The 21,152-nt window shown below is 72.6% G+C and carries 13 protein-coding genes; 9 read left to right on the forward strand and 4 right to left on the reverse strand.

All coding sequences use genetic code 11. The annotated features are described in order from the left end of the window. Positions 1-7 precede the first annotated feature (7 nt). The 5 genes from ABT300_RS09195 to ABT300_RS09215 all read left to right on the forward strand — a co-directional run bounded on the left by ABT300_RS09195 (position 8) and on the right by ABT300_RS09215 (position 8,673). Positions 8-835 (forward strand): carbohydrate ABC transporter permease, encoded by an 828-nt coding sequence (locus ABT300_RS09195; protein ID WP_351673676.1) that lies wholly within the window; start codon positions 8-10, stop codon positions 833-835. 152 nt (positions 836-987) lie between these two features. Then, positions 988-3,264, forward strand: a complete 2,277-nt coding sequence (locus ABT300_RS09200) for a bifunctional glycosyltransferase/CDP-glycerol:glycerophosphate glycerophosphotransferase (protein ID WP_351673646.1) — start codon at positions 988-990, stop codon at positions 3,262-3,264. A 154-nt stretch (positions 3,265-3,418) separates the two neighbouring features. Continuing rightward, positions 3,419-5,665: a bifunctional glycosyltransferase/CDP-glycerol:glycerophosphate glycerophosphotransferase gene (locus ABT300_RS09205; RefSeq protein WP_351673648.1), complete on the forward strand. Its 2,247-nt coding sequence runs from the start codon at positions 3,419-3,421 to the stop codon at positions 5,663-5,665. A 5-nt stretch (positions 5,666-5,670) separates the two neighbouring features. Further along, positions 5,671-7,959 (forward strand): bifunctional glycosyltransferase/CDP-glycerol:glycerophosphate glycerophosphotransferase, encoded by a 2,289-nt coding sequence (locus ABT300_RS09210; RefSeq protein ID WP_351673650.1) that lies wholly within the window; start codon positions 5,671-5,673, stop codon positions 7,957-7,959. A 105-nt stretch (positions 7,960-8,064) separates the two neighbouring features. Beyond that, entirely contained in the window at positions 8,065-8,673 is a 609-nt protein-coding gene (locus tag ABT300_RS09215) for a hypothetical protein (RefSeq protein WP_351673652.1), read from the forward strand. A gap of 155 nt (positions 8,674-8,828) precedes the next feature. On the opposite strand, the gene ABT300_RS09220 is transcribed toward ABT300_RS09215, so the two are convergent. After that, positions 8,829-9,242, reverse strand: a complete 414-nt coding sequence (locus tag ABT300_RS09220) for an organic hydroperoxide resistance protein (protein WP_351673654.1) — start codon at positions 9,240-9,242, stop codon at positions 8,829-8,831. Positions 9,243-9,357: 115 nt separating this feature from the next. Between ABT300_RS09220 and ABT300_RS09225 the strand changes: the two genes are divergently transcribed. Further along, positions 9,358-9,858: a MarR family winged helix-turn-helix transcriptional regulator gene (locus tag ABT300_RS09225; protein ID WP_351673656.1), complete on the forward strand. Its 501-nt coding sequence runs from the start codon at positions 9,358-9,360 to the stop codon at positions 9,856-9,858. On the opposite strand, the gene ABT300_RS09230 is transcribed toward ABT300_RS09225, so the two are convergent. Continuing rightward, positions 9,803-11,488, reverse strand: a complete 1,686-nt coding sequence (locus tag ABT300_RS09230) for a glycosyltransferase family 39 protein (protein WP_351673658.1) — start codon at positions 11,486-11,488, stop codon at positions 9,803-9,805. The two genes, ABT300_RS09225 and ABT300_RS09230, sit on opposite strands and share 56 nt — an antisense overlap. A 103-nt stretch (positions 11,489-11,591) precedes the next feature. Here ABT300_RS09230 and ABT300_RS09235 point away from each other — a divergent pair, with 103 nt between their 5' ends. After that, a complete protein-coding gene (locus ABT300_RS09235) occupies positions 11,592-12,863 on the forward strand; it encodes a glycosyltransferase 87 family protein (RefSeq protein ID WP_351673659.1) in 1,272 nt (423 codons plus the stop codon). A 141-nt stretch (positions 12,864-13,004) separates the two neighbouring features. Here the strand turns inward: ABT300_RS09235 and ABT300_RS09240 are convergent, their stop codons facing one another. Then, positions 13,005-13,652: a TetR/AcrR family transcriptional regulator gene (locus ABT300_RS09240; protein WP_351673660.1), complete on the reverse strand. Its 648-nt coding sequence runs from the start codon at positions 13,650-13,652 to the stop codon at positions 13,005-13,007. A 173-nt stretch (positions 13,653-13,825) separates the two neighbouring features. Here ABT300_RS09240 and ABT300_RS09245 point away from each other — a divergent pair, with 173 nt between their 5' ends. Further along, positions 13,826-14,743 (forward strand): ABC transporter permease, encoded by a 918-nt coding sequence (locus tag ABT300_RS09245; protein WP_351673661.1) that lies wholly within the window; start codon positions 13,826-13,828, stop codon positions 14,741-14,743. An 82-nt stretch (positions 14,744-14,825) separates the two neighbouring features. Continuing rightward, the gene (locus ABT300_RS09250; RefSeq protein ID WP_351673677.1) at positions 14,826-15,599 is read left to right on the forward strand and encodes an ABC transporter ATP-binding protein; all 774 of its coding nucleotides are present in this window, start codon (positions 14,826-14,828) and stop codon (positions 15,597-15,599) included. Positions 15,600-15,703: 104 nt separating this feature from the next. Here the strand turns inward: ABT300_RS09250 and ABT300_RS09255 are convergent, their stop codons facing one another. Continuing rightward, complete coding sequence (locus tag ABT300_RS09255) at positions 15,704-20,650, reverse strand: NAD-glutamate dehydrogenase (protein ID WP_351673662.1); 4,947 nt, start codon at positions 20,648-20,650, stop codon at positions 15,704-15,706. Between the last annotated feature and the right edge of the window lie 502 nt (positions 20,651-21,152).

Raw genomic sequence — 21,152 nt, forward strand, 5'->3', positions numbered from 1 at the left:
CTGGGTCATGGACAAGCTCAACGGCGGGCTGGTCCGCGCCTTCCTGATCGTCGTCGGCCTGTTCTGGCTGGTGCCGACGGTGGGGCTGCTGATCTCCTCGCTGCGGCCCCCCGAGGACATGAGCGCCAGCGGCTGGTGGGAGGTGTTCGCCAAGCCGTCCCAGCTGACGTTCGACAGCTATCAGAAGCTGCTGGAGAACGGCGACATCACCGACTCGCTCGTCAACACCGTGCTGATCACGGTGCCGGCGACGGTCCTGGTCGTCGTCATCGGCTCGCTCGCGGGATACGCGTTCGCGTGGATGGAGTTCCCCGGCCGCGACTGGTGGTTCCTCGCCGTCGTGGGGCTGCTGGTGGTGCCGGTGCAGGTGGCGCTGATCCCGATCGCCGAACTGTTCGGCAAGATCGGCCTGTTCGGGTCGATCATGGGCGTGGTGCTGTTCCACGTCGGGTTCGGGCTGCCCTTCGCGGTGTTCCTGCTGCGGAACTTCTTCGCGGAGATCCCGCGCGAGCTGCTGGAGGCGGCCCGTCTCGACGGGGCGGGCGAACTGCGGCTGTTCGCCCGGGTCGTGATGCCGCTCGGCGGTCCGGCGATCGCGTCGCTGGCCATCTTCCAGTTCCTGTGGGTGTGGAACGACATGCTGGTCGCGCTGGTGTTCAGCGACGCCGGCAGCCAGCCCATCACGGTCGCCCTGCAGACCCAGGTACGGCAGTTCGGCAACAACATCGACGTGCTGGCGCCCGGCGCGTTCATCTCGATGGTGATCCCGCTGGCCGTCTTCTTCGCGTTCCAGCGGCAGTTCGTGTCGGGGGTGATGGCGGGCGCGGTCAAGTAGCCGCGCACGGCAGGGCGGACAGTGTCACCCGTCCGCCCTGCTTCGTTCACCCCGAATTCCCCCGTATGCCACAGAAACCGTAACCGCGTCACTCCATCGGCCGTTTCCGGGCAAGGCCCTGTCTACCGCCCGCGCCGACCCATGGATGTCCCTTGCCCAGGTTCAGTGTCATCGTTCCCGCGTACAAGGTTCAGGCGTACCTGCACGAGTGCCTCGAGTCGGTGCTGTCCCAGTCCTGCGCCGACCTCGAGGTGATCGCCGTCGACGACTGCTCGCCGGACGCCTGCGGCGAGATCATCGACGAGTTCGCGGCCCGGGACACGCGGGTGCGCGCCGTGCACCTGCCGGAGAACGTCGGTCTGGGGCGCGCCCGCAACGCGGGCCTGGAGCGGGCGACCGGCGACTACCTGGTGTTCCTCGACTCCGACGACACGCTCACCCCGGGCGCGCTGCACGCGATCGCCGACCGGCTGCGGGAGACGGGCGATCCGGACGTCCTGGTCTACGACTACGCGAGCACGTACTGGACGGGTGAGTCGGTCCGCAACAAGTTCGCCGGGCAGCTCGGCGAGGAGGGCCCGGCTCCGTTCCGGCTGGCGGACCGCCCCGGGCTGCTGCGGGTGCTGATGGTGGCCTGGAACAAGGCCTACCGGCGGGAGTTCGTCGAGAGCGTGGGCCTGGTCTTCCCGCCCGGCTACTACGAGGACACCCCGTGGACGTATCCGGCGCTGCTGTCGGCGAAGTCGATCGCGACGCTGGACCGGGTGTGCGTGCACTACCGCCAGCGCCGCCGGGGCAACATCCTGTCCACCACGAGCCGCGGCCACTTCGACGTCTTCGAGCAGTACGACCGGGTCTTCGCGTTCCTCGAGCAGCGCCCCGAACTCGCCCAGTGGCGGCCGGTGCTGTTCCGCCGCATGGTCGACCACCTCTCCACGGTGTTCACCAAGCGCGAGCGCCTGCCGCGCGGCTCGCGCGCCGAGTTCCTGCGCAAGGCCCGCGCCCACTATCGCCGTTACCGCACCCCGGGCGCCTCGGTCCCGCTGCGCTCGCGGCTGCGGCACACCCTGGTCCACTTCGGCGTGCACCGCGTCTACCGGGCGCTCCAGGCGTCCATGACCGTGCGCCGGCGCACCCACAAGGCCGTGTCGAAGCTCGCCCGCGCCCTCAAGGCGGCCGTTCTGCAGGCCCACTACCGGGTGCAGCTGCGGCTGCCGCTGCGCGCCGACCGGGCCGTGTTCGCCGCCTACTGGGGCCGCGGACACAGCTGCAACCCGGGCGCGCTGGAGGCCGCGTTCCGCGCCTTCGCACCGCAGGTGCGCACCGCGTGGGTGGCCCGCCCCGAGCACCGGGAGGCCGTCCCGCCGGGTCCGCGTCAGGTGCGCCCCGGCACGGCCGCCTACTGGACGGCGCTGGCCCGCTCCAAGTACCTCGTCAACAACGTCAACTTCGACCGGCGGCTGGTCAAGCGTCCCGGCCAGGTCTTCGTGCAGACCCAGCACGGCACCCCCCTCAAGCACATGGGCCTCGACCTCCAGGAGCGTCCGGCGGCCGCCCGCGACATGGACTTCGCGGAGCTCCTGCGGGGCGTCGACAAGTGGGACTACGTGCTGTCGGCGAACCGCCACACCACCCTCACCTGGGAGCGGGTCTACCCGGGCCGCTACGAGACCCTCGAGTACGGCTATCCCCGCAACGACGTCCTGCTGCGGGCGACCGGCGCGGACGTGGCCCGGCTGCGCGAGTCCCTCGGCATCCCCCGCGGCAAGGTCGCCGTGCTGTACGCGCCCACCCACCGCGACTACCGCCGCGTCCAGCGCTGCCACCTCGACCTGGAGCGCGTCATGCGCCGGCTGGGGCCGCGCTTCGTCGTCCTGGCCCGCGCCCACTACTGGCAGGAGAGCCCGCTCGAGCGCGGCACGCCCGGCGTCATCGACGTCAGCGACCACCCGAGCGTGGAGTCGCTCTGCCTGGCCTCGGACGCCCTGCTCACCGACTACTCGTCCCTCATGTTCGACTACGCCAACCTGGACCGGCCGATCGTGATCCACGCCGACGACTGGGAGGCGTACGAGGCGGCCCGCGGCACCTACTTCGACCTGCGGTCCTTCCCGCCGGGCGCGGTCGCGCGCAGCGAGGACGAGCTGATCGACATCTTCACCACCGGGCACTGGCGCGGCTCCCGCTCGGCGCAGCTGCGGGCCGCGTTCCGTGAGCGGTTCTGCCCGCACGACGACGGGCGCGCCGCCGAGCGCGTCGTACGGCGGGTGGTGCTGGGCGAGACGGCCGTGGCGCCGGCCGTGCCGCTCGCCGCGCGCCGTCCGGCGCCGTCCGCGGCGCAGTCGGAGGCGCTGCCCGCGTCGGGGCGTGCGCCGCTCACCACCGTGCCGCATCCCTCCGGTCCGCCGGCCGTCACCGAACGCCGCTGAACGCCGTTCGCCCATCGGGAGTCCCGCCATGTCCACCGGCTCGACGCGGCCGACCCCGACCCGGCCCCCCACCTGGCGCCCTACCGGGCGCCCCGGCCGGGTCCGCACGGCCTGAGCACCAGGCACCTCACCGAACAGACGGAGAAAGAGCAGCATGCCCCGCTTCAGCATCATCGTCCCGTCCTACGGGGACGGCGGTCCCCCCGGTCGAGTGGATACGCGGCTGGGGGAGGGCCGGCTGTCCCTGGCGCTGGACTCCGTGCTCGCCCAGTCCTTCGGCGATCTCGAGCTGATCCCGGTCGCCGACGCGCCCGACGCCGCAGCCGCGGGCATCGCCGCCCGGTACGCGGCGCGCGACTCCCGGGTGGTCCCCGTGCAGGCGCCGCCCGCGTCGGGTCTCGCCGGCGTCCGCAACGCCGGGAGGCGGGCGGCGACCGGTGCGTACGTGCTGTTCCTCGACGGCGACGACACCCTCGCCCCGGGCGCGCTGGCCGCGCTGGACGCCCGGCTCGCCGAGACCGGCGACGTGGACGTCCTGTACGCCGAGCACACGCGCGTCCACTGGTGGGACGGCGGCCAGGACGCTCCGTCGGCCGCGCTCCCCGCGAGGACCCCGGCCGGCGCCTTCGCACCCGACGAGGCCCCCCGGCTCACGGGGCTGCGGCTCCCGGTGTGGGGCACGCTCTACCGGCGCTCCTTCCTCGACGAGCACCGGCTCGTCTTCCCCGAGGGCAGCTTCACGGACGTCGGCTTCGGCGGTCTGGCCACCGTGCACGCGGGCCGGGTCGCCGTGACGCGTTCCGTCGTCGTCCGGCGTCTGCTGCGGCGGCAGGGCGACCCGCTGAACCTGCCGGGCGGGCACCATCAGGACCTCCTGGACCAGGCCGCTCTCGTGCTGACCCGGGCGGAGGAGCACGGGCTGTCCGAGGACCGGTCGGGTGCGCTGTTCGACCAGCTCTTCGCGGCCGTCCTGAAGACCGCCGCGCACCCGGCGCGACTGCCGGGGCGCAGCCGCCGGTCCTTCTTCCGCCGTGCGCGCCGGCTGTACCGGCGTCACCGGCCGGCCGGTCACCGCAGGCCGGCCGGGAGCCTCGGGGTGCAGCACCGGCTGCTGGCGGCCGGGGCGTACACGGCGTTCCGCGCACTGCGCGGGGCCAACCGCAGGGCGACGTCGGCCGCCCGTCGCGTCCCGCGCGCGCGGGGGCTGCGCACCCGCCTGTACTACCGGCGTCAGCTGCGCCGCCGCATCGACCCCGATCTCGCCGTGTACTGCGCGTACTGGGGCCGCGGTTACGCCTGCAACCCGGCCGCGATCCACGCCAAGGCCGCCGAACTCGCCCCGCACATCCGCTCGGTGTTCCTCGTCGAGGCCGACCAGGCGCACACCGTGCCCGACGTCGTCGAGCACGCCGTCATCGGCAGCCGCCGCTACTGGCAGGTGCTGGCCCGCGCCAAGTACCTCGTCAACAACGCGAACTTCGAGGGAGCCGTCGTCAAACGCCCCGGCAGCGTGCACCTGTCGACGCAGCACGGGACGCCGCTGAAGAAGATGGGCGTCGAGCAGGCCGAGCATCCGGTGGTCGCCGCCGCCACCGGCAGCTTCGAGCGGCTCCTCGGCCGGGTCGACCGCTGGGACTTCAACCTGAGCTCGAACCGGCTGTCCACCGAGGTGTGGGAGCGGTCCTTCCCGTCCTCGTACGAGATGCTCGAGTACGGCTATCCGCGCAACGACGTCTACTACACCGCGTCGGCGGACGACGTGCGCCGCGTGCGCGGGCGGCTCGGCGTCCCGGAGGGCCGCATCGCGATCCTGTACGCGCCCACCCACCGCGACCACGACGCCGGCTCCGACTCCCGGCTCGACCTCGGGGCGCTCTGCGACGCCCTCGGCGACGACTTCGTGATCCTGCTGCGCGCGCACTACTTCCACGACGACGACCGGGCCCGTCCGCGTGACGGGCGGATCATCGACGTCACGGCGCACCGCTCCTCCGAGGACGTCTGTCTCGCGGCGGACGCCCTCGTCACCGACTACTCGTCGATCGTCTTCGACTACGCCAACCTCGACCGGCCGGTCGTCGTGTACGCCGACGACTGGGACGTGTACCGCGAGACGCGCGGCGTCACCTTCGACTTCCCGGGCTCCCCGCCCGGGCCGGTCGCCCGCACCCCGCAGGAGCTGGCCGAGGTGTTCCGCTCCGGCCGCTGGGCCGGAGCGGAGGCGGACGAGCTGCGCGCCCGGTTCCGCGCACGCTTCTGCGAGTTCGACGACGGACGCGCCGCCGAGCGCGTCGTGCGCCGGGTGCTGCTCGGGGAGCCCGCCGAGCGCATCGAGCCCGCCGTTCCGCTCGCCCGGCGCACGCCCGCGCCCGCCGCCGTGACGACCTCTTCGAGGAGCTGACCTTCGTGCCCCGCTTCAGTGTCATCGTCCCCGTCTTCAAGGTGCAGGGCTTCCTGCGCGAATGCCTCGACTCCGTGCTCGGCCAGTCCTTCGGCGACCTCGAGGTGATCGCCGTCGACGACTGCTCGCCCGACGGCTGCGGCGCGATCCTCGACGAGTACGCGGCGCGCGACCCGCGGGTGCGGGCCGTCCACCTGCCGGAGAACGTGGGCCTGGGCCGCGCCCGCAACGCGGGCCTGCCCCACGCCACCGGCGACTACGTCCTGTTCCTGGACAGCGACGACCGCTACACCCCCGGCCTGCTGCGGGCCGTCGCCGACCGGCTCGACGAGACCCGCGACCCCGACATCCTGGTCTTCGACCACGTGCGCACGCACTGGTGGGGCTGGGCGGGCCGCAGCGACGCGGCGGGACTCCTCGAGCAGGCCGGCGCCGACACGTTCGACGTCCGCCGCTGTCCCGAGTACCTGCGGCTGTTCCTGGTCGCCTGGAACAAGGCCTACCGCCGGGACTTCTTCCTCGGACACGGTTTCCAGTACCGGCCCGGACTGTACGAGGACGCGCCCGTCACCTACCAGACCATGGTCACCGCGGAGCGGATCGCCTGTCTGGACCGGGTGGGCGTCGAGTACCGGCAGCGACGGCAGGGCGCGATCACCCGCACTCCCGGGCGCAAGCACTTCGACATCTTCGAGCAGTACGAGGGCCTGTTCGCGTTCCTCGCCGAACGGCCTGGCCTCGACTGGGCGCGGCCGCTGCTGTTCGAACGGGCCCTGGACCACATGCTGTTCACCGTGGCCCGCCCCGAACGGGTGCTCCGCGCCGACCGCAAGGAGTTCCACCGGCGCATCCGGGCCTTCTACCGGCGGCACGTGCCGCCGGGGTTCACGCCGCCGCCGGACAGCCGCCGCGCGGAGATCCGCCTGCTGGCGCTCGCCCTCCATCACCGCGCCCACCTCGGCCTCGGTCTGTGGCGGCGCGGCGGCACGGCGGCCTCCCGCACGGCGAGCCGGCTGCGCGCCCTGGTCGCCCGGCGCGTCAAGCGGTCCTGGTATCGCTTCCAGCTGCGGCGGCCGCTCGATCCGCGGCTCGCCGTGTACTCCGCCGGACACAGCCGCGCCGTGAACGGCGACCCGCGGGCGATCCACGCCAGGGCCGCGGAACTGGCGCCGGGGGTGCGGGGCGTGTGGGTGGTGCAGCCCGACGCGCTGGACCAGGCGCCGCCGGGCGTCGACTGCGTCACGACGGGGTCCTGGCGCTACTACCGGGTGATGGCGCGCGCCGCGCACTGGTTCAACGACTGCAACTGGCCCGGAGACCTGGTGAAACGGCCGGGTTCGGTGCATGTGCAGACTCACCGGGGCACGCCGCTGAAGCACATGGCGCTGGACCTCCTCGACCGTCCGGGCGCCCGGCACGGCACGAACGTGCGCGGCATGCTCCGGCGCAGCGACCGGTGGGACGTCAGCCTGGTCGCGAACCGGCACTCCGAGGAGGTCTGGCAGCGCGCCTACCCCTGCCACTTCGCGTCGCTGCGCAGTGGCAGCCCGCGCAACGACGTCCTGGTGAGCGGCGGGGCCGAGCGCGCCGCCGAGCTGCGCGGGCGGCTCGGCGTCGACGCCTCGGAGACGGTCGTCCTCTACGCGCCGACGCTGCGGGACTACCGCAGGGGCCGGTATGCCCTGCGGGTCGACCTGGAGGCGCTGGCCGCGTCGCTCGGCCCCGGACACCGGCTGCTGGTGCGTCTGCACCCGAGCCTGGCCCGGCATCACGAACGGGCGCTGGTCCTGCGCGACCTGCACCGGCGCGGCGCGCTGACGGACGTCACGGACGAGCCGCACGTCGAGGACGTCCTGCTCGCCGCCGACGCCCTGATCACCGACTACTCGGCGCTGATGTTCGACTACGCGCTCCTGGACCGGCCGATCGTGATCCACGCCGACGACTGGGCGGCCTTCCGGGCGACCCGGGGCGCCTACTTCGACGTCACCGCCGAGCCGCCGGGGCACGTCACCCGGTCCGACCAGGAGCTGGCGAAGGCGTTCACCTCCGGCGCCTGGCGGGACGAGGAGTCGGCCCGGCTGCGCGCGGCCTTCCGGGAGCGCTTCTGCGAGTACGACGACGGGCGGGCCGCGGAGCGCGTCGTCCGGCGGTTCCTGCTGGGCGAGCCGCCGGAGGCGACGACGGGCGGAGGCGGCGGTGACGGCGGCGCCGGCGTCGGCCGGGAGGCGGGCGGGGTCGTCCGGATCCCGAAGGCCGTCGACCGCTCGGCGCGCCGGCCGCAACTGCGCTGACACCGGCCCGCCGGGGGACGCGCCGCGTCGCCGCCTCGGACAGGGACATCCTCCGTGCGGCCTAGCCGCCGAGAACAACGCACCGTGAGAGGGAAGGCGCGTGGCATGCGCCCCACTGTCCGCACCCCCTGGCCCCTGACGCGCTACCGGTTCGCCGGCGTCCTGCTCTGGACGGCGATGTCCCTCGCGTACTGGCACGATCCGCTGAGCCGCACGGCGGCGGCGGGTCCGTTCCACCTGCTGGTGCTGCTGACCGGCATCGGCCGTTTCGCGCGCGTGCTGACGGGCCGGCCCTGGGCGGCGGCGCTGGGCCTGGTCGCCATGGCTCTGGTGTGGCGCGGTCACCTCGGCTGGACGGCGGCCGCCGGAGACCTCGGTCATCCCTCGACGCTCGCCGTGGGGCTCGCCTTCTGGGTCTGGGCGTCGACGGCCGCGCGCGCGGGGGCGGTGCGCTGCCGGGTCCGCTATCTCGGCCCGAGCGGCCTCAGGAGTTGCTGGGGGTACGCGTGGCTGGGCGCCCTGTACGGGCTGATCCTGCTGGTGGATCCGGTCGCGTGCGCCGCGGCGGCGGTCGGCGCGGCGGCGATCGTCGCCGGCTGGGAGCGCGAGCGGCGGGCCGCCGTGTGGGGCCGGTGGGCGCTCACCGCGGCGGTTCCGCTGGCCGTCGCGTGCTGCGGACCGTATGTCGGGGCGACGCCCGGGGGGCGCTGGTAGCGCGGCCGCACACGCCCGCTGCACACACCCGCCGGACCAGCGCGCCGCCACACGCCTGCAGGACGCGCCCGCCGCACGCGAGCGGCCCCCTGAGGGAGCGGGAGCGCTCCGTCCGGGGGCCACGGGACTTCCGGGGGCTCGGCGGCCCCTGGCGACTACTCGATGACGAGCTCGACCGGGACGTTGCCACGGGTGGCGTTGGAGTAGGGGCAGACCTGGTGGGCCTGCTCGACGAGCTTGCGGCCGGTCGCCTCGTCCACCGACTCGGGCAGCTCGACGCGCAGGGTCACCTTGAGCGCGAAGCCCTCGCCCTGCTTGCCTATGCCGACCTCGGCGGTCACGGCGGCGTCGCTGACGTCCACCTTCGCCTGACGGCCGACGAGGCCGAGGGCGCTGCCGAAGCAGGCGGCGTAACCGGCGGCGAACAGCTGCTCCGGGTTGGTGCCCTGTCCGTTGCCGCCCAGCTCCGCGGGCATGGCCAGCGCCAGGTCGATCTTGCCGTCGGAGGAGACGGCGCGGCCCTCGCGGCCGTGGGTGGCGGTGGCGACAGCGGTGTAGAGCGCGTCCATGGATTCCATCCCTCTCGTCGATCCGGCGGCCCGGTCCGGCCGCCTCACGCCGAGAAGTAGAGCACACAATTCAATTGGGCACAACCAAATGGCGCGTAAGAGCTACCCTGGAGACATGACCGCCCCACTGCCGCCCGCCGGCCACGACGACGCCACGGAGAACTGGCTCCGCCTGGACAGCCAGATCTGCTTCTCCCTGCACGCCGCGTCGCGTGCCTTCAACGGCGTCTACCGCGTCATCCTCAAGGACCTCGGGCTCACCTACCCGCAGTACCTGGTGATGCTGGTCCTCTGGGAGCGGGGCACGCTGCCCGTCAAGCGGCTGGGCGAGCACCTGCGCCTGGACTCCGGCACGCTCTCGCCGCTGCTCAAGCGCCTGGAGGCGGCCGGTCTGGTACGCCGTGAGCGCAGCGCCCGCGACGAGCGCTCCGTGGAGGTGCGGCTGACCGAGGAGGGCGCCGCGCTGCGCGACCGGGCCGTGGAGGTGCCGCGCAGGATCGTCACCGCCACCGGATTCGACCTCACCGAGATCGGCGAACTGCGCGACCGCCTGGACGTGCTCACCGCCGCCCTGGACACGGCGACGGCCCAGGACGCGACGCCGGGAGACCGCTAGGGCGTGGCCGGAACCCGACGCCGGACGCCGCCGAGCGCCCGACGCCACAAGCCCGCCGGCCACCGGATCCCGCGACGCCCGTCGACGGCGGGGGGCCGGCCGCCGACGCCGCGCCCGGCCCGCGGCGGACGTACAGGCGCAGGGTCACGCCGGACCGCTCGCCCTCCCACCGCGGAGTGAACCGCTCCTCCACGGCCACCAGCTTCAGACGCTCGGTCGGGTCGCCCGGGAACCACCGCGAGCGCAGCGCCCACGGCTCGGCGACCACCCACAGCCGGTCCACCGCGGCGAGCCTGCGCTGCAGTTCGCGCGGGCCGACCTCACGGCCGTACAGCGTGCCGGACCGGGCTCCGGGCGCCTTCAGCGCCAGATCCCGCGCCCCGCGGAACCCTTCCGGATACGCGAGCGCCGCCCGCCGCCCGAGCGCCGGCAGGAACAGCACCGGGTCGCCGGGGCGGACCTCGCCGGCCGCCAGCGCGGAGACCGCCGCGAGGTTGTCGGGGCGGTGCGCCAGGGTGCGGTAGTACCGGTGCAGCGGAAGCAGGTGGACGAAGACGAACGCCACCGCCAGCACGCCGGCCGCGGTGACGGCCCGCGAGCGCGAGGGGCGTCCGGCGAGGGCGGCCAGCCGGCCGACCGCCAGATCGGCCCCGGCGGCGATCAGCAGCGGCGCCCCCGCCAGGGCGTACAGCACGTACCGCTCGTGATAGAGCGGCATGACCTGGGAGAACAGCATCAGGACCGCCGGCGGCGCCAGCATCACCGGCGCCATGACGGCCGCCGTCCGCCCCGACAGCAGCCCCACCGCCATCAAAGTCACGCATCCCCAGAACACCGCGCCCTCCGGACCTGCGGCGAAGCCGCGCAGCAGCCGTTCGGCGCTCCCCCAGTCCGGCGCCGGCAGCCACTCCACCTGACGCGACTGCCTCCGCGACTCCAACGCCAGCGGCAGCAGCACGGCGACCGCCGCGCCGGCCGCGCGCACCCAGCGCCGCCACACCGCCCGCGGCGACCGCAGCAGCGCCAGCGTGAGCGCGTGCGCGCACAGCACGAGCACCGCCAGCTCGTGCAGCAGGCACGTCACGGCGACGACGCCTGCGTACGCCCACCACACCCGCGACGGCCCGCCGCCCGGCGCCGGCCGCGTACGCCCGGACCCGCCGTCCAGCGCCCGCGCCAGCAGCAGCGTCGCCCCGGCCGCGCCCGCCGCGACCAGCGCGTACGAGCGGCCCTCCTGCGCATAGTGACCGACGAGCGGGGTCACCGCGTACAGCAGGCCCGCCCACAGGCCGACCCGGGGCCTGGCCAGCCGCACCCCGAGCGCGGCGACCAGGCCCGCGGCGGCGGCCGCCGCGCACACGGACGGCAGCCGCAGGACGACCTCACCGGGCGCGGCGGCGAGGACGACGTGCATGACGAGGTAATACAGGCCGTGCACCGCGTCCACCCCGTGCAGCAAGCGCCAGATCTGCGGCACGGTCCGCCGCGCGACCTGGAAGGTGACCGCCTCGTCGCGCCACATGCCGCCGCGGTCGAGCCCCCACAGACCGACCGCGAGCATGACGGCCGCCGGGACGGCGACGGCCAGGGCCTCGGTACGGCGCGTCGGCCGCGAGCGTGCACTCACCACGGGCCGATTCTGCGCGGCGGGTGCGTCCATCACGGGGACTGACCATCACATGAAGTGCAAATTAGCCCAAAAGCAATATTCACCGCCATTAGCATCCGGCGTGATGGACACCTCGACGAAGCGTCACCTCCTGGCGGTCGCCGTCGGCTGGCTCGCCACCCGGGCGCTGACGCTGTGGCTGCTGGCCCACAGCGCCCAGCCCTCCTGGGGCGGCTACCGGGTCGCGCGGGAGGTGTGGGGGCTGTACCACCACTGGTACGGCGTCCTCACGCACGGCGCCTTCCCGGCGCACGACCCGCTGTGGCAGTACCCGCCCGGCGCGGGCCCGGTCCTGCTGTCGCCCGCGCTGCTGCCCGGCCTGACGTACTTCCAGGGGTTCGTCGCCCTCGTCCTGGCCGCCGACGCGGTGACCGCGCTGGCGCTGGCCCGCGCCGGAGCCCGCCCCGGCCGATCCCCGCTCGGGGCCCACCTGTGGACGTGCGGACTGCCGCTGCTGCTGCATGTGCCGCTCGTGCGCTACGACGTGCAGGCGACGGCCCTCGCCGTGCTCTCCCTGCTGACGCTGAAGCGCTCCGCGCGCGCGTGCGGGGCGCTCGCGGCACTGGGAGCGCTGGTGAAGGCATGGCCTGCGCTGGCGCTGCTGGGCGTCCCCCCGGGGCGGGACACCGGGTCGGCGTGGCGGGCGGCCGCGGCGACGGCCGCCGCGACGCTCGCGCTGCTCGCCCTGGCGTTCCGCGACCCGCTCGCCTTCCTGCTGCAACAGGGCGGACGGGGCGTGCAGATCGAGTCCCTCGGCGGCACGCTGCTCTCCGTCGCCTCGCACGCCGGGTGGCCGGGCACGGTCCGCTACCGGTACGGCGCGATGGAGTTCGTCGGCCCGTACGTCTCCACCCTCGCGCACGCCTGTCTCGCGCTCACCGTCCTCGCGTTCGCCCTGGTGTCGCTGTGGCGGTTCGGGGCCCGCCGCTGGACCGAGGCCACGCCCTACGACGCCGCGCTGAGCGCCGTCCTGCTGCTCACCGTGACGAGCCGGGTGATCAGCCCGCAGTACCTGGTCTGGCTGCTGGGCCTGGCCGCCGTCTGCCTGACGTCACGGCACACCGTCCAACGCCCGGCGGCCGTGCTGCTGCTGGCCGCAGCCGCCGTCACCTCGGCGATCTACCCCCTGCACTACGCGGAGGTCACCGGCTGCACCTGGACGGGCACGGCGCTGCTGCTCACCCGCAACGGCCTGCTGACCGCGGCCGCCGCCCTGTCCTTCGCCCGCCTGTGGCGCTCCACCCGCCCACTCCCCCGCCCGCGCTCCGGCCCCCTCCCCGACGCGGCACTCCCCCACCGGGTCGCCCCCGCCGGACGGACACCGGCAGCCCTGTGAACAGTCCCCGACCCGGAACGCCCCTCGGTCCGGAACGCCCCGCAGCGGGTCGGCCCGCACGGAGGGCCCGGCCGGTCGGCTCGGACCCCCCGGCCTCGGACCTACCGGCCTCGGGGCCGGGGGCCGTGCCGCCTTCCGGCGTCACAGCGCCTTGATCGCCTCGGCGGTCGCCCGGGCCAGCGACCCCAGATACCCCTTGGGCAGCTTCGGGCTGCGGATCACCACCGAACGCCAGTAGAGCGGGCCCGAGATCAGGTCGAGCGCCAGCTCCTCGTTCAGCCCGGCACGGATCTCACCGCGCCCCGCCGCCGCCGCCACGATCTTCAGCGCGACGCCCTCCTGGCCCTCCTTCAGCGCCTTCTGCAGGGCCTCGGCGATGTCGGGATTGCGGGCCGCCTCGGCCTGCAGGTCGGGGATGATCTGCGAGGCCACCGGGTGGCGCAGCGCCCGCGAGGTCACCTCGTACAGCATGCGCAGGTCGCCCTCGAGGCTGCCCGTCTCCGGGGCCGGCAGGCCCTGCACGGCGATCACCGAGACGATGTCGAGGACCAGGTGCAGCTTGGAACGCCAGCGCCGGTAGACCGCGGTCTTGCCCACGCCGGCCCGGCGGGCGATGCCCTCGATGGACATCCGGGCGTACCCGACGGACGCCAACTCCTCGAAGACGGCTGCCCGGATGGCTTCCGTCACATCCTCGCGGAGCACGGCCGCGCCCGCGGGGGCCCGGCGGCGCGGGCGCGCCCCCGGTCCGTCGGCGTTCGTCGCGTTCGTCGTCATGCGACCCAGCATAGGGCGTTACGACGAAACGGTTGCGTTCCGACGTCCAATCGGCCTACTCTCACGTTGCGACGATACGGTCCCGTCCCGACGTAAGAAAACGTGAAGAAAAGCGTAAGGAAACGATCGGACGACCACGGGAGCGCCGCCGCCCGAGCCCCCCTCCCCGAGTGAAAGCAGCGGATGTGAGTCAGGTCCTCCACACACCGCCCCGCACGGAGGCCGCGCCCCACGGCGACCTCGCGGCCCTGGCGGCCCGACACGGCCTCACGGTCAGTGGCGCCCGGCCCACGCTGCCGGAGTACATCCGCCAGCTGTGGGCACGCCGCCACTTCATCACCGCGTTCGCCACCGCCAAGCTCACCACCACCTACAGCCAGGCCAAGCTGGGCCAGGTCTGGCAGGTGATGACCCCCCTGCTGAACGCGGCGGTCTACTACTTCATCTTCGGTGTGCTGCTGAACACCAAGCGGGGCGTGGCGGACTTCATCCCGTTCCTGGTCACCGGCGTGTTCGTCTGGACGTTCACCCAGACCTCGATCATGACCGGCACCCGCGCCATCTCCGGCAACATCGGCCTGGTGCGCGCCCTGCACTTCCCGCGGGCCGCGCTGCCGATCTCGTTCTGCCTGCAGCAACTGCAGCAGCTGCTGTTCTCGATGGCCGCCCTGGTGTTCATCCTGCTCGGCGTCGGCGTCCCGCCGGCCTTCTCCTGGTTCCTGGTCATCCCGGCCCTGACGCTCCAGTTCGTCTTCAACGCCGGCGTCTCCATGATCATGGCCAGGCTGGGCGCCAAGACACCGGACATCGCGCAGCTCATGCCGTTCGTCCTGCGCACCTGGATGTACATGTCCGGCGTGATGTGGAGCCTCGACAACCTGGTCAAGGCCCACCACGGCATGCCCTCCTGGGCCGCCGAGCTGCTGCGGGCCAACCCCGCCGCCGTCTACATCGACCTGATGCGCTTCGCGCTGATCGACACCTTCCACGCGAGTCAGCTGCCGCCGCACGTGTGGCTGGTCGCCACCGGCTGGGCGCTGGTCGCCGGCGTCGGCGGGTTCATCTACTTCTGGAAGGCCGAGGAGACGTACGGACGTGGCTGACATCGCAAACCGCACCGACACCCGCGCCCCCGCCGACGAGCGGGCCCCCGAGGCCGTCGCCGACGAGCGCACCCCCACGGTCATCGCAGACAGCGTCGACATCGTCTACCGGGTCAACGGCACGGTCGGCGGCAAGGGCAGCGCGACGGCCGCCCTCAACCGCATCGTGCGCCGCAAGCAGGCCGACAAGGCGGCCGGCGTGCGCACCGTGCACGCCGTGAAGAGCGTCTCCTTCGTCGCCTACAAGGGCGAGGCCATCGGCCTGATCGGCACCAACGGCTCCGGCAAGTCCACCCTGCTCAAGGCGATCGCCGGCCTGCTCCCGGTGGAGCGCGGCCGGATCTACACCGACGGCCAGCCCTCCCTCCTCGGCGTCAACGCGGCCCTGATGAGCGACCTGACCGGCGAGCGCAACGTCTACCTCGGCGGCCTGGCCATGGGCATGACGCGCGAACAGATCAAGGCGCGCTACCAGGAGATCGTCGACTTCTCCGGCATCAACGAGAAGGGCGACTTCATCTCCCTGCCGATGCGCACGTACTCCTCCGGCATGGGCGCCCGGCTGCGGTTCTCCATCGCCGCCGCCAAGGACCACGACGTCCTGCTCATCGACGAGGCGCTGTCCACCGGCGACGCCAAGTTCCGCGGCCGCTCCGCGGAGCGCATCCGCCAGATGCGCGAGCACGCCGGCACGGTGTTCCTGGTCAGCCACAGCAACAGCTCGATCCTGGAGACCTGCGAACGGGCCCTGTGGCTGGAGCGCGGCGAACTGCGCATGGACGGCCCCGCGGAGGACGTCATCAAGGCGTACGAGGCCTTCACCGGGGACGGCAAGAAGAAGCCCGCGGCGAAGTAACCGCCCCCGAGCACCCACGGGAAGGGCGCCCCCGATCGACTCGGGGGCGCCCTTCGCGCATGCCCACGGCTGCCGCTCACCGCCTACGGCGTGCCGCTCACCGGCTACGAATGCGTCCGCAGCAAGGTGCGCATCGTCCGCATGGCCACCGACAGGTTGGCCAGGTCGAACGTCTCCGAACTCTGGATCTCCTCCAGCGTGGTGCGCGCCCGGCCCAGGATCGCCGCGTTCTTCTCCTCCCACGCCGTGAACCGCTGCGCGGGCGTCGACGTGCCGTTGCCGACCGCCAGGACGTCCGCGGTCAGCGCCGCGTGCGCCGCGTACAGGTCCTCGCGGATCGAGGCGCGGGCCATCGACTGCCAGCGATCGGCGCGCGGCAGCTCGATGATCCGGTCCATCAGCCGGCTGATCTGCAGACGGTCGGCGAGGTCGTAGTACACCTCGGCGACGTCCAGCGGGTCCTTGCCCATGCGGTCGGCCACCGACACGATGTCCAGCGCCGGGAACGCCGAGGAGAACCCGGCCACCCGCGTCGCCAGCTCGTCCGGGACGCCGGACGCGGTCAGCTCGTCGTGGATGCGCTGCCACCACTCCAGGTCCGCGCCCCGCAGCAGCTTCGTCAGCTGCGACCACACCTGCTCGACGCGCTCGGCGAAGAAGTCGACCGTCTCGGCGAGCTGCAGCGGCTGCGGCCGGTTGTTCAGCAGCCAGCGGGTGCCGCGCTCGATGAGCCGCCGCGAGTGCAGCCGGATCCGGGTCTGCACCTCGGCCTCGACCCGGTTGTCGAGCTCCTCCACCGCGTCCCACACCGGCGCCGAGCTGAAGATCGCCCGGGCCACGGTCTGGGCCCGCACGATCTCCTCCAGCGAAGCGCCCGTCTCCTCGCGCAGCCGGTGCAGATACGTCGTACCGCCCGTGTTGACCGTGTCGTTGACCAGGACGGTCGTGGTGATCTCACGGCGCAGCGGGTGACTGTCGACGCCCTCGGGGAACCGCTCGCGCAACGCCGTCGGGAAGTACGCGTGCAACAGCGACCGCAGATACGGGTCGTCGGGCAGCGAGGTGTGCAACAGCTCGTCCGACACCGTGATCTTGGTGTACGCCAGCAGGACGGCCGTCTCCGGGCTGGTCAGACCCTGGCCGGCGCCGAGACGCTCGCGGATCTGCCGGTCGGTGGGCAGGAACTCCAGGGCCCGGTCCAGATGCCCCTCCCGCACCAGGTGCCGCATGAAGCGCTGCTGGGCGTGGAGCATGTCCTTGGACTGCGCGAGGGCGTTGGCGATCGCCGTGTTCTGCGCGTAGTTGTTGCGCAGGACGAGCGCGCCGACCTCGTCGGTCATCTCCGCGAGCAGCTTGTTGCGCTGCTTGACGGTCATGTCGCCCTCGCCGACCAGGCCGTTGAGCAGGATCTTGATGTTCACCTCGTGGTCGGAGGTGTCCACGCCGGCGCTGTTGTCGATGGCGTCCGTGTTGATGCGTCCGCCGTGCAGCGCGAACTCGATCCGGCCCAGCTGGGTCAGACCCAGGTTGCCGCCCTCGCCGACGACCTTGACGCGCAGATCGGCGCCGTCCACCCGGATCGGGTCGTTGGCCTTGTCGCCGACGTCCGCGTTCGACTCCGCGGCGGACTTCACGTACGTGCCGATGCCGCCGTTCCACAGCAGGTCCACCGGCGCCCGCAGGATCGCCTTCATCAGGTCGGCCGGGGTCAGCTTGGCGACGCCCGCGTCGATGCCGAGGGCCTCCCGGATGTGGGAGTTGACCGGGATCGCCTTGGCCGTACGGGGGAAGATCCCGCCGCCCGCGGAGAGCAGTTCGGCGTTGTAGTCGGCCCAGCTGGAACGCGGCAGTTCGAACAGCCGGCGGCGCTCGGCGTACGAGGTCGCCGCCTCCGGCTTCGGGTCGATGAAGATGTGCCGGTGGTCGAAGGCGGCGACCAGCCGGATGTGCTCGCTGAGCAGCATGCCGTTGCCGAACACGTCACCGGACATGTCACCGATGCCGACGACCGTGAAGTCCTCGGTCTGCGTGTCCACGCCCAGCTCCCGGAAGTGCCGCTTCACGGACTCCCAGGCGCCGCGGGCCGTGATGCCCATGCCCTTGTGGTCGTAGCCGGCCGAGCCGCCGGAGGCGAAGGCGTCCCCGAGCCAGAAGTCGTACGACTCGGCGACCTGGTTGGCGATGTCGGAGAACGTCGCCGTGCCCTTGTCGGCGGCCACCACCAGATACGTGTCGTCCTCGTCGTGCCGCACGACGTCGGCCGGCGGCACGACCTCCCCGCCGACCATGTTGTCGGTGATGTCGAGCAGCGCCGAGATGAACGTCCTGTAGCTGGAGATGCCCTCGGCGAGCCACGCGTCACGGTCTGCCGCCGGGTCGGGCAGCTGCTTGGCGACGAACCCGCCCTTGGCGCCCACCGGCACGATGACGGTGTTCTTCACCATCTGCGCCTTCACCAGCCCGAGCACCTCGGTACGGAAGTCCTCACGCCGGTCGGACCAGCGCAGACCGCCGCGCGCGACCTTCCCGAACCGCAGGTGCACGCCCTCCACCTGCGGCGAGTACACCCAGATCTCGAACGCGGGCCGCGGCGCCGGCAGATCCGGGATGGCCTGCGGGTCGAACTTCATCGACACGTAGTCGTGCGGCCGGCCGTCCGCGCGCTTCTGGAAGAAGTTGGTGCGCAGGGTCGCCTTGATGACGGTCAGGAAGGAACGCAGGATGCGGTCCTCGTCCAGCGAGGCCACCTGGTCGAGCGCCGCGTCGAGCTCCTCGAGCAGGGCGTCGACGATCTCGAGCCCGGCGCGCTGCCGGTCGGGCGACATCCGCGCCTCGAACAGCGACACCAGCAGCCGGGTGGTGTGCACGTTGGTGCGGAGGGTGTCCTCCATGTAGTCCTGGCTGAACGTCGACCCGGCCTGCCGCAGGTACTTGGCGTACGCGCGCAGCACCACCGCCTGCCGCCAGCTCAGCCCCGCGCCCAGCACCAGCGCGTTGAACCCGTCGTTCTCCGCCTGGCCCGTCCAGGTCGCCGAGAACGCCTCCTGGAACCGCTCGCGCCCGTCGTCGCCGAGGAAGTCGCCGCCGGGACCGGCCAGCGCCTTGGGGATGCGCAGACCGAAGTCGTAGATCCAGGCGTGCGTGCGGTCCGCGCAGCGCAGTTCGTACGGCCGCTCGTCGATCACCTCGACGCCGAGCCGGCTCAGCACCGGCAGCACCGCCGACAGCGAGATCGCGTCACCCTTGCGGTAGATCTTGAAGCGGCGCTCGCCGGGCGCGGCGCCCACCGGCTCGTACAGGCTCAGCGAGAAGTTCCGCTCCTCCGTCAGCCGCTCCAGGTGGACGAGGTCGGCGACCGCGGCACGCGGCGTGTGGTCGGCCTTGTACCCCTCGGGGAAGGCGTGACTGTAGCGCCGCAGCAGCTCCGCGGCCTTCTCCTCGCCGAGTTCGGCGTTGAGCGCCTCCTGGAACGCGTCGGCCCAGGAGCGCGCCGCCTCGACCAGCCGCGCCTCGATGCGCTCCTTGTCGGCGTCCGACAGCTCCGGCAGCTCCGTGCCCTGCGGGACGCGGACCACGAAGTGCAGCCGGGACAGGATCGACTCGGTGTTCCAGGCGGTGAAGTCGACGCTCGTCCCGCCCAGCTCCTCCTTGAGGATGTCGATGATCCGCAGCCGCACGCCCGTCGTGTACCGGTCACGGGGCAGGTAGACCAGCGCCGAGTAGTAGCGCCCGTACTCGTCCTGCCGCAGGTACAGCCGCAGCCGCCGCCGCTCCTGCAGGTAGAGGACGCTGGTGACGATGGACCTCAGCTCGTCCACCGGCGTCTGGAAGATCTCGTCGCGCGGGTAGGTCTCCATGATCTGAAGCAGGTCGCGTCCGTCGTGGCTGTTGGGCGAGAACCCGGCGCCCTCCAGCACCGCCGCGACCTTGCGCCGCACGACCGGCACCCGCGCCACCGACTCGGTGTAGGCGGCGGACGAGAACAGGCCGAGGAAACGCCGCTCGCCGATGACGTTGCCCGCCTCGTCGAACTTCTTCACGCCGACGTAGTCGAGGTAGGAGGGCCGGTGCACGGTGGCCCGGCTGTTCGCCTTGGTCAGCACCAGCAGCTTGTGCTCCCGCGCCTTGGCCCGGGCGTCGGCCGGCAGCCGCTCGAAGGACGGGCTGACGGGGTGGTCGTCACCGTCGGCGTGATGCGGGTCGGAGCGCAGGATGCCGAGCCCGGTCCCGGGGACGGCGGCCAGCGAGTCGTCCCCCCGCAGCTGGTACTCCCGGTAGCCGAGGAAGGTGAAGTGGTCGGCGGCCAGCCAGCGCAGCAGCTCGCGGGCCTCGTCGACCTCGGGCCGCGCCAGATCGCCGGGCACATGCTCCTCGGGGAGCCCGTCGGCGACGCGCAGCGCCGTCTCCCGCATCTTCTCCCAGTCCTCGACGGCCTCCCGGACGTCGGACAGGACGCGCAGCAGATCGGCGGTGATCTGCTTGAGGTCGGCACGGTCCGTCTCACGGTCGATCTCGACGTGGATCCAGGACTCGACGTGCCCGTCGTGCGGGAGCTTCCCGGCGGCCGGCGGGACGCTCAGCACCTCGATCAGCTTGCCGGTCACATCGCGCCGCACCATGACCTGCGGGTGGATGACCAGGTGGATGCCCCGCCCCTGCCGGGTCAGCTCGTTGGTGACGGAGTCGACCAGGAACGGCATGTCGTCGGTGACCACCTCGACGACGGAGTGGCTGCACGTCCAGCCGTTCTCCTCGACGGTGGGCGTGTGCACCCGCACGTTCGCGGTGCCCTGCGGCCGGTTCTCGGCCAGCCGGTAGTGGGAGAGCGCCGCCCCGAAGACGTCGACCGGGTCGCGGTCGCTCAGGTCCTCCTGGGCGGTGTGCAGGTAGTAGCGCTGGAGGAACGCGAGCAGAGCGGCGTGGTCCGGGGTGCCCGGAGTGCCCTCGCCCGTCGTCCCAGTCGGTAGATGCCCCCCGACCGGGCTGTTCTCAGCGACCCGCGCCGCCCTGTCGAGCAGCTCGGCCTTGGCTTCGTCCAGCTTGGTCTGCATTGTCCTCTGACTCCTGTCGCGCGCCGTTGCGTGACGTAGAAGGAAGTACGGGCTCTTCCCCTGCGGCTCGACGCCACGGGCCGGGGTCTCCGGTCTGCTCCGACGCTATGCCGCAAGGTGAGATGAGCGGGGGGTTATCGGCCATTCTCGACACCACTCCGGCGTGTGACGCTGCTCTCCACGTCACGCCTGTCCCACCGGGTGTGTACGGCGTCCCGGGGCGCCTCGCGCCCCTCTCCCGCCCGCGCCGACCAGCGACCGCCGCCCGGTCGCGGAGATGGTCCGCACACACCGGGCGCAGGGCAGGGGCAACAGCGCCCCCGCGAGATATCGCGCTGATCACGCCACCAAGGCTATCGCTCCCCACGGGCCCCCCGTCATGAGCCGTATGTGTACAAATCTAGGACCAGAACTTTGACGTTCTGCACAGAACCAACAGCCCCACCCGGACCCCGGCCAGATCGAGAAAGGTCCCACAGGGGACACAGTCCCCACTGGGGAG

It is taken from the genome of Streptomyces sp. NPDC001027 (genome assembly GCF_040299045.1).
Lineage (GTDB): Bacteria > Actinomycetota > Actinomycetes > Streptomycetales > Streptomycetaceae > Streptomyces.

Coding starts and splice junctions, on each gene's coding strand:
- ABT300_RS09195 (WP_351673676.1), top strand. CDS start 8: ATGGACAAGCTCAACGGCGGGCTGGTCCGCGCCTTCCTGATCGTCGTC.
- ABT300_RS09205 (WP_351673648.1), top strand. CDS start 3,419: ATGCCCCGCTTCAGCATCATCGTCCCGTCCTACGGGGACGGCGGTCCC.
- ABT300_RS09215 (WP_351673652.1), top strand. CDS start 8,065: ATGCGCCCCACTGTCCGCACCCCCTGGCCCCTGACGCGCTACCGGTTC.
- ABT300_RS09220 (WP_351673654.1), bottom strand. CDS start 9,242: ATGGACGCGCTCTACACCGCTGTCGCCACCGCCACCCACGGCCGCGAG.
- ABT300_RS09225 (WP_351673656.1), top strand. CDS start 9,358: ATGACCGCCCCACTGCCGCCCGCCGGCCACGACGACGCCACGGAGAAC.
- ABT300_RS09235 (WP_351673659.1), top strand. CDS start 11,592: ATGGACACCTCGACGAAGCGTCACCTCCTGGCGGTCGCCGTCGGCTGG.
- ABT300_RS09240 (WP_351673660.1), bottom strand. CDS start 13,652: ATGCTGGGTCGCATGACGACGAACGCGACGAACGCCGACGGACCGGGG.
- ABT300_RS09255 (WP_351673662.1), bottom strand. CDS start 20,650: ATGCAGACCAAGCTGGACGAAGCCAAGGCCGAGCTGCTCGACAGGGCG.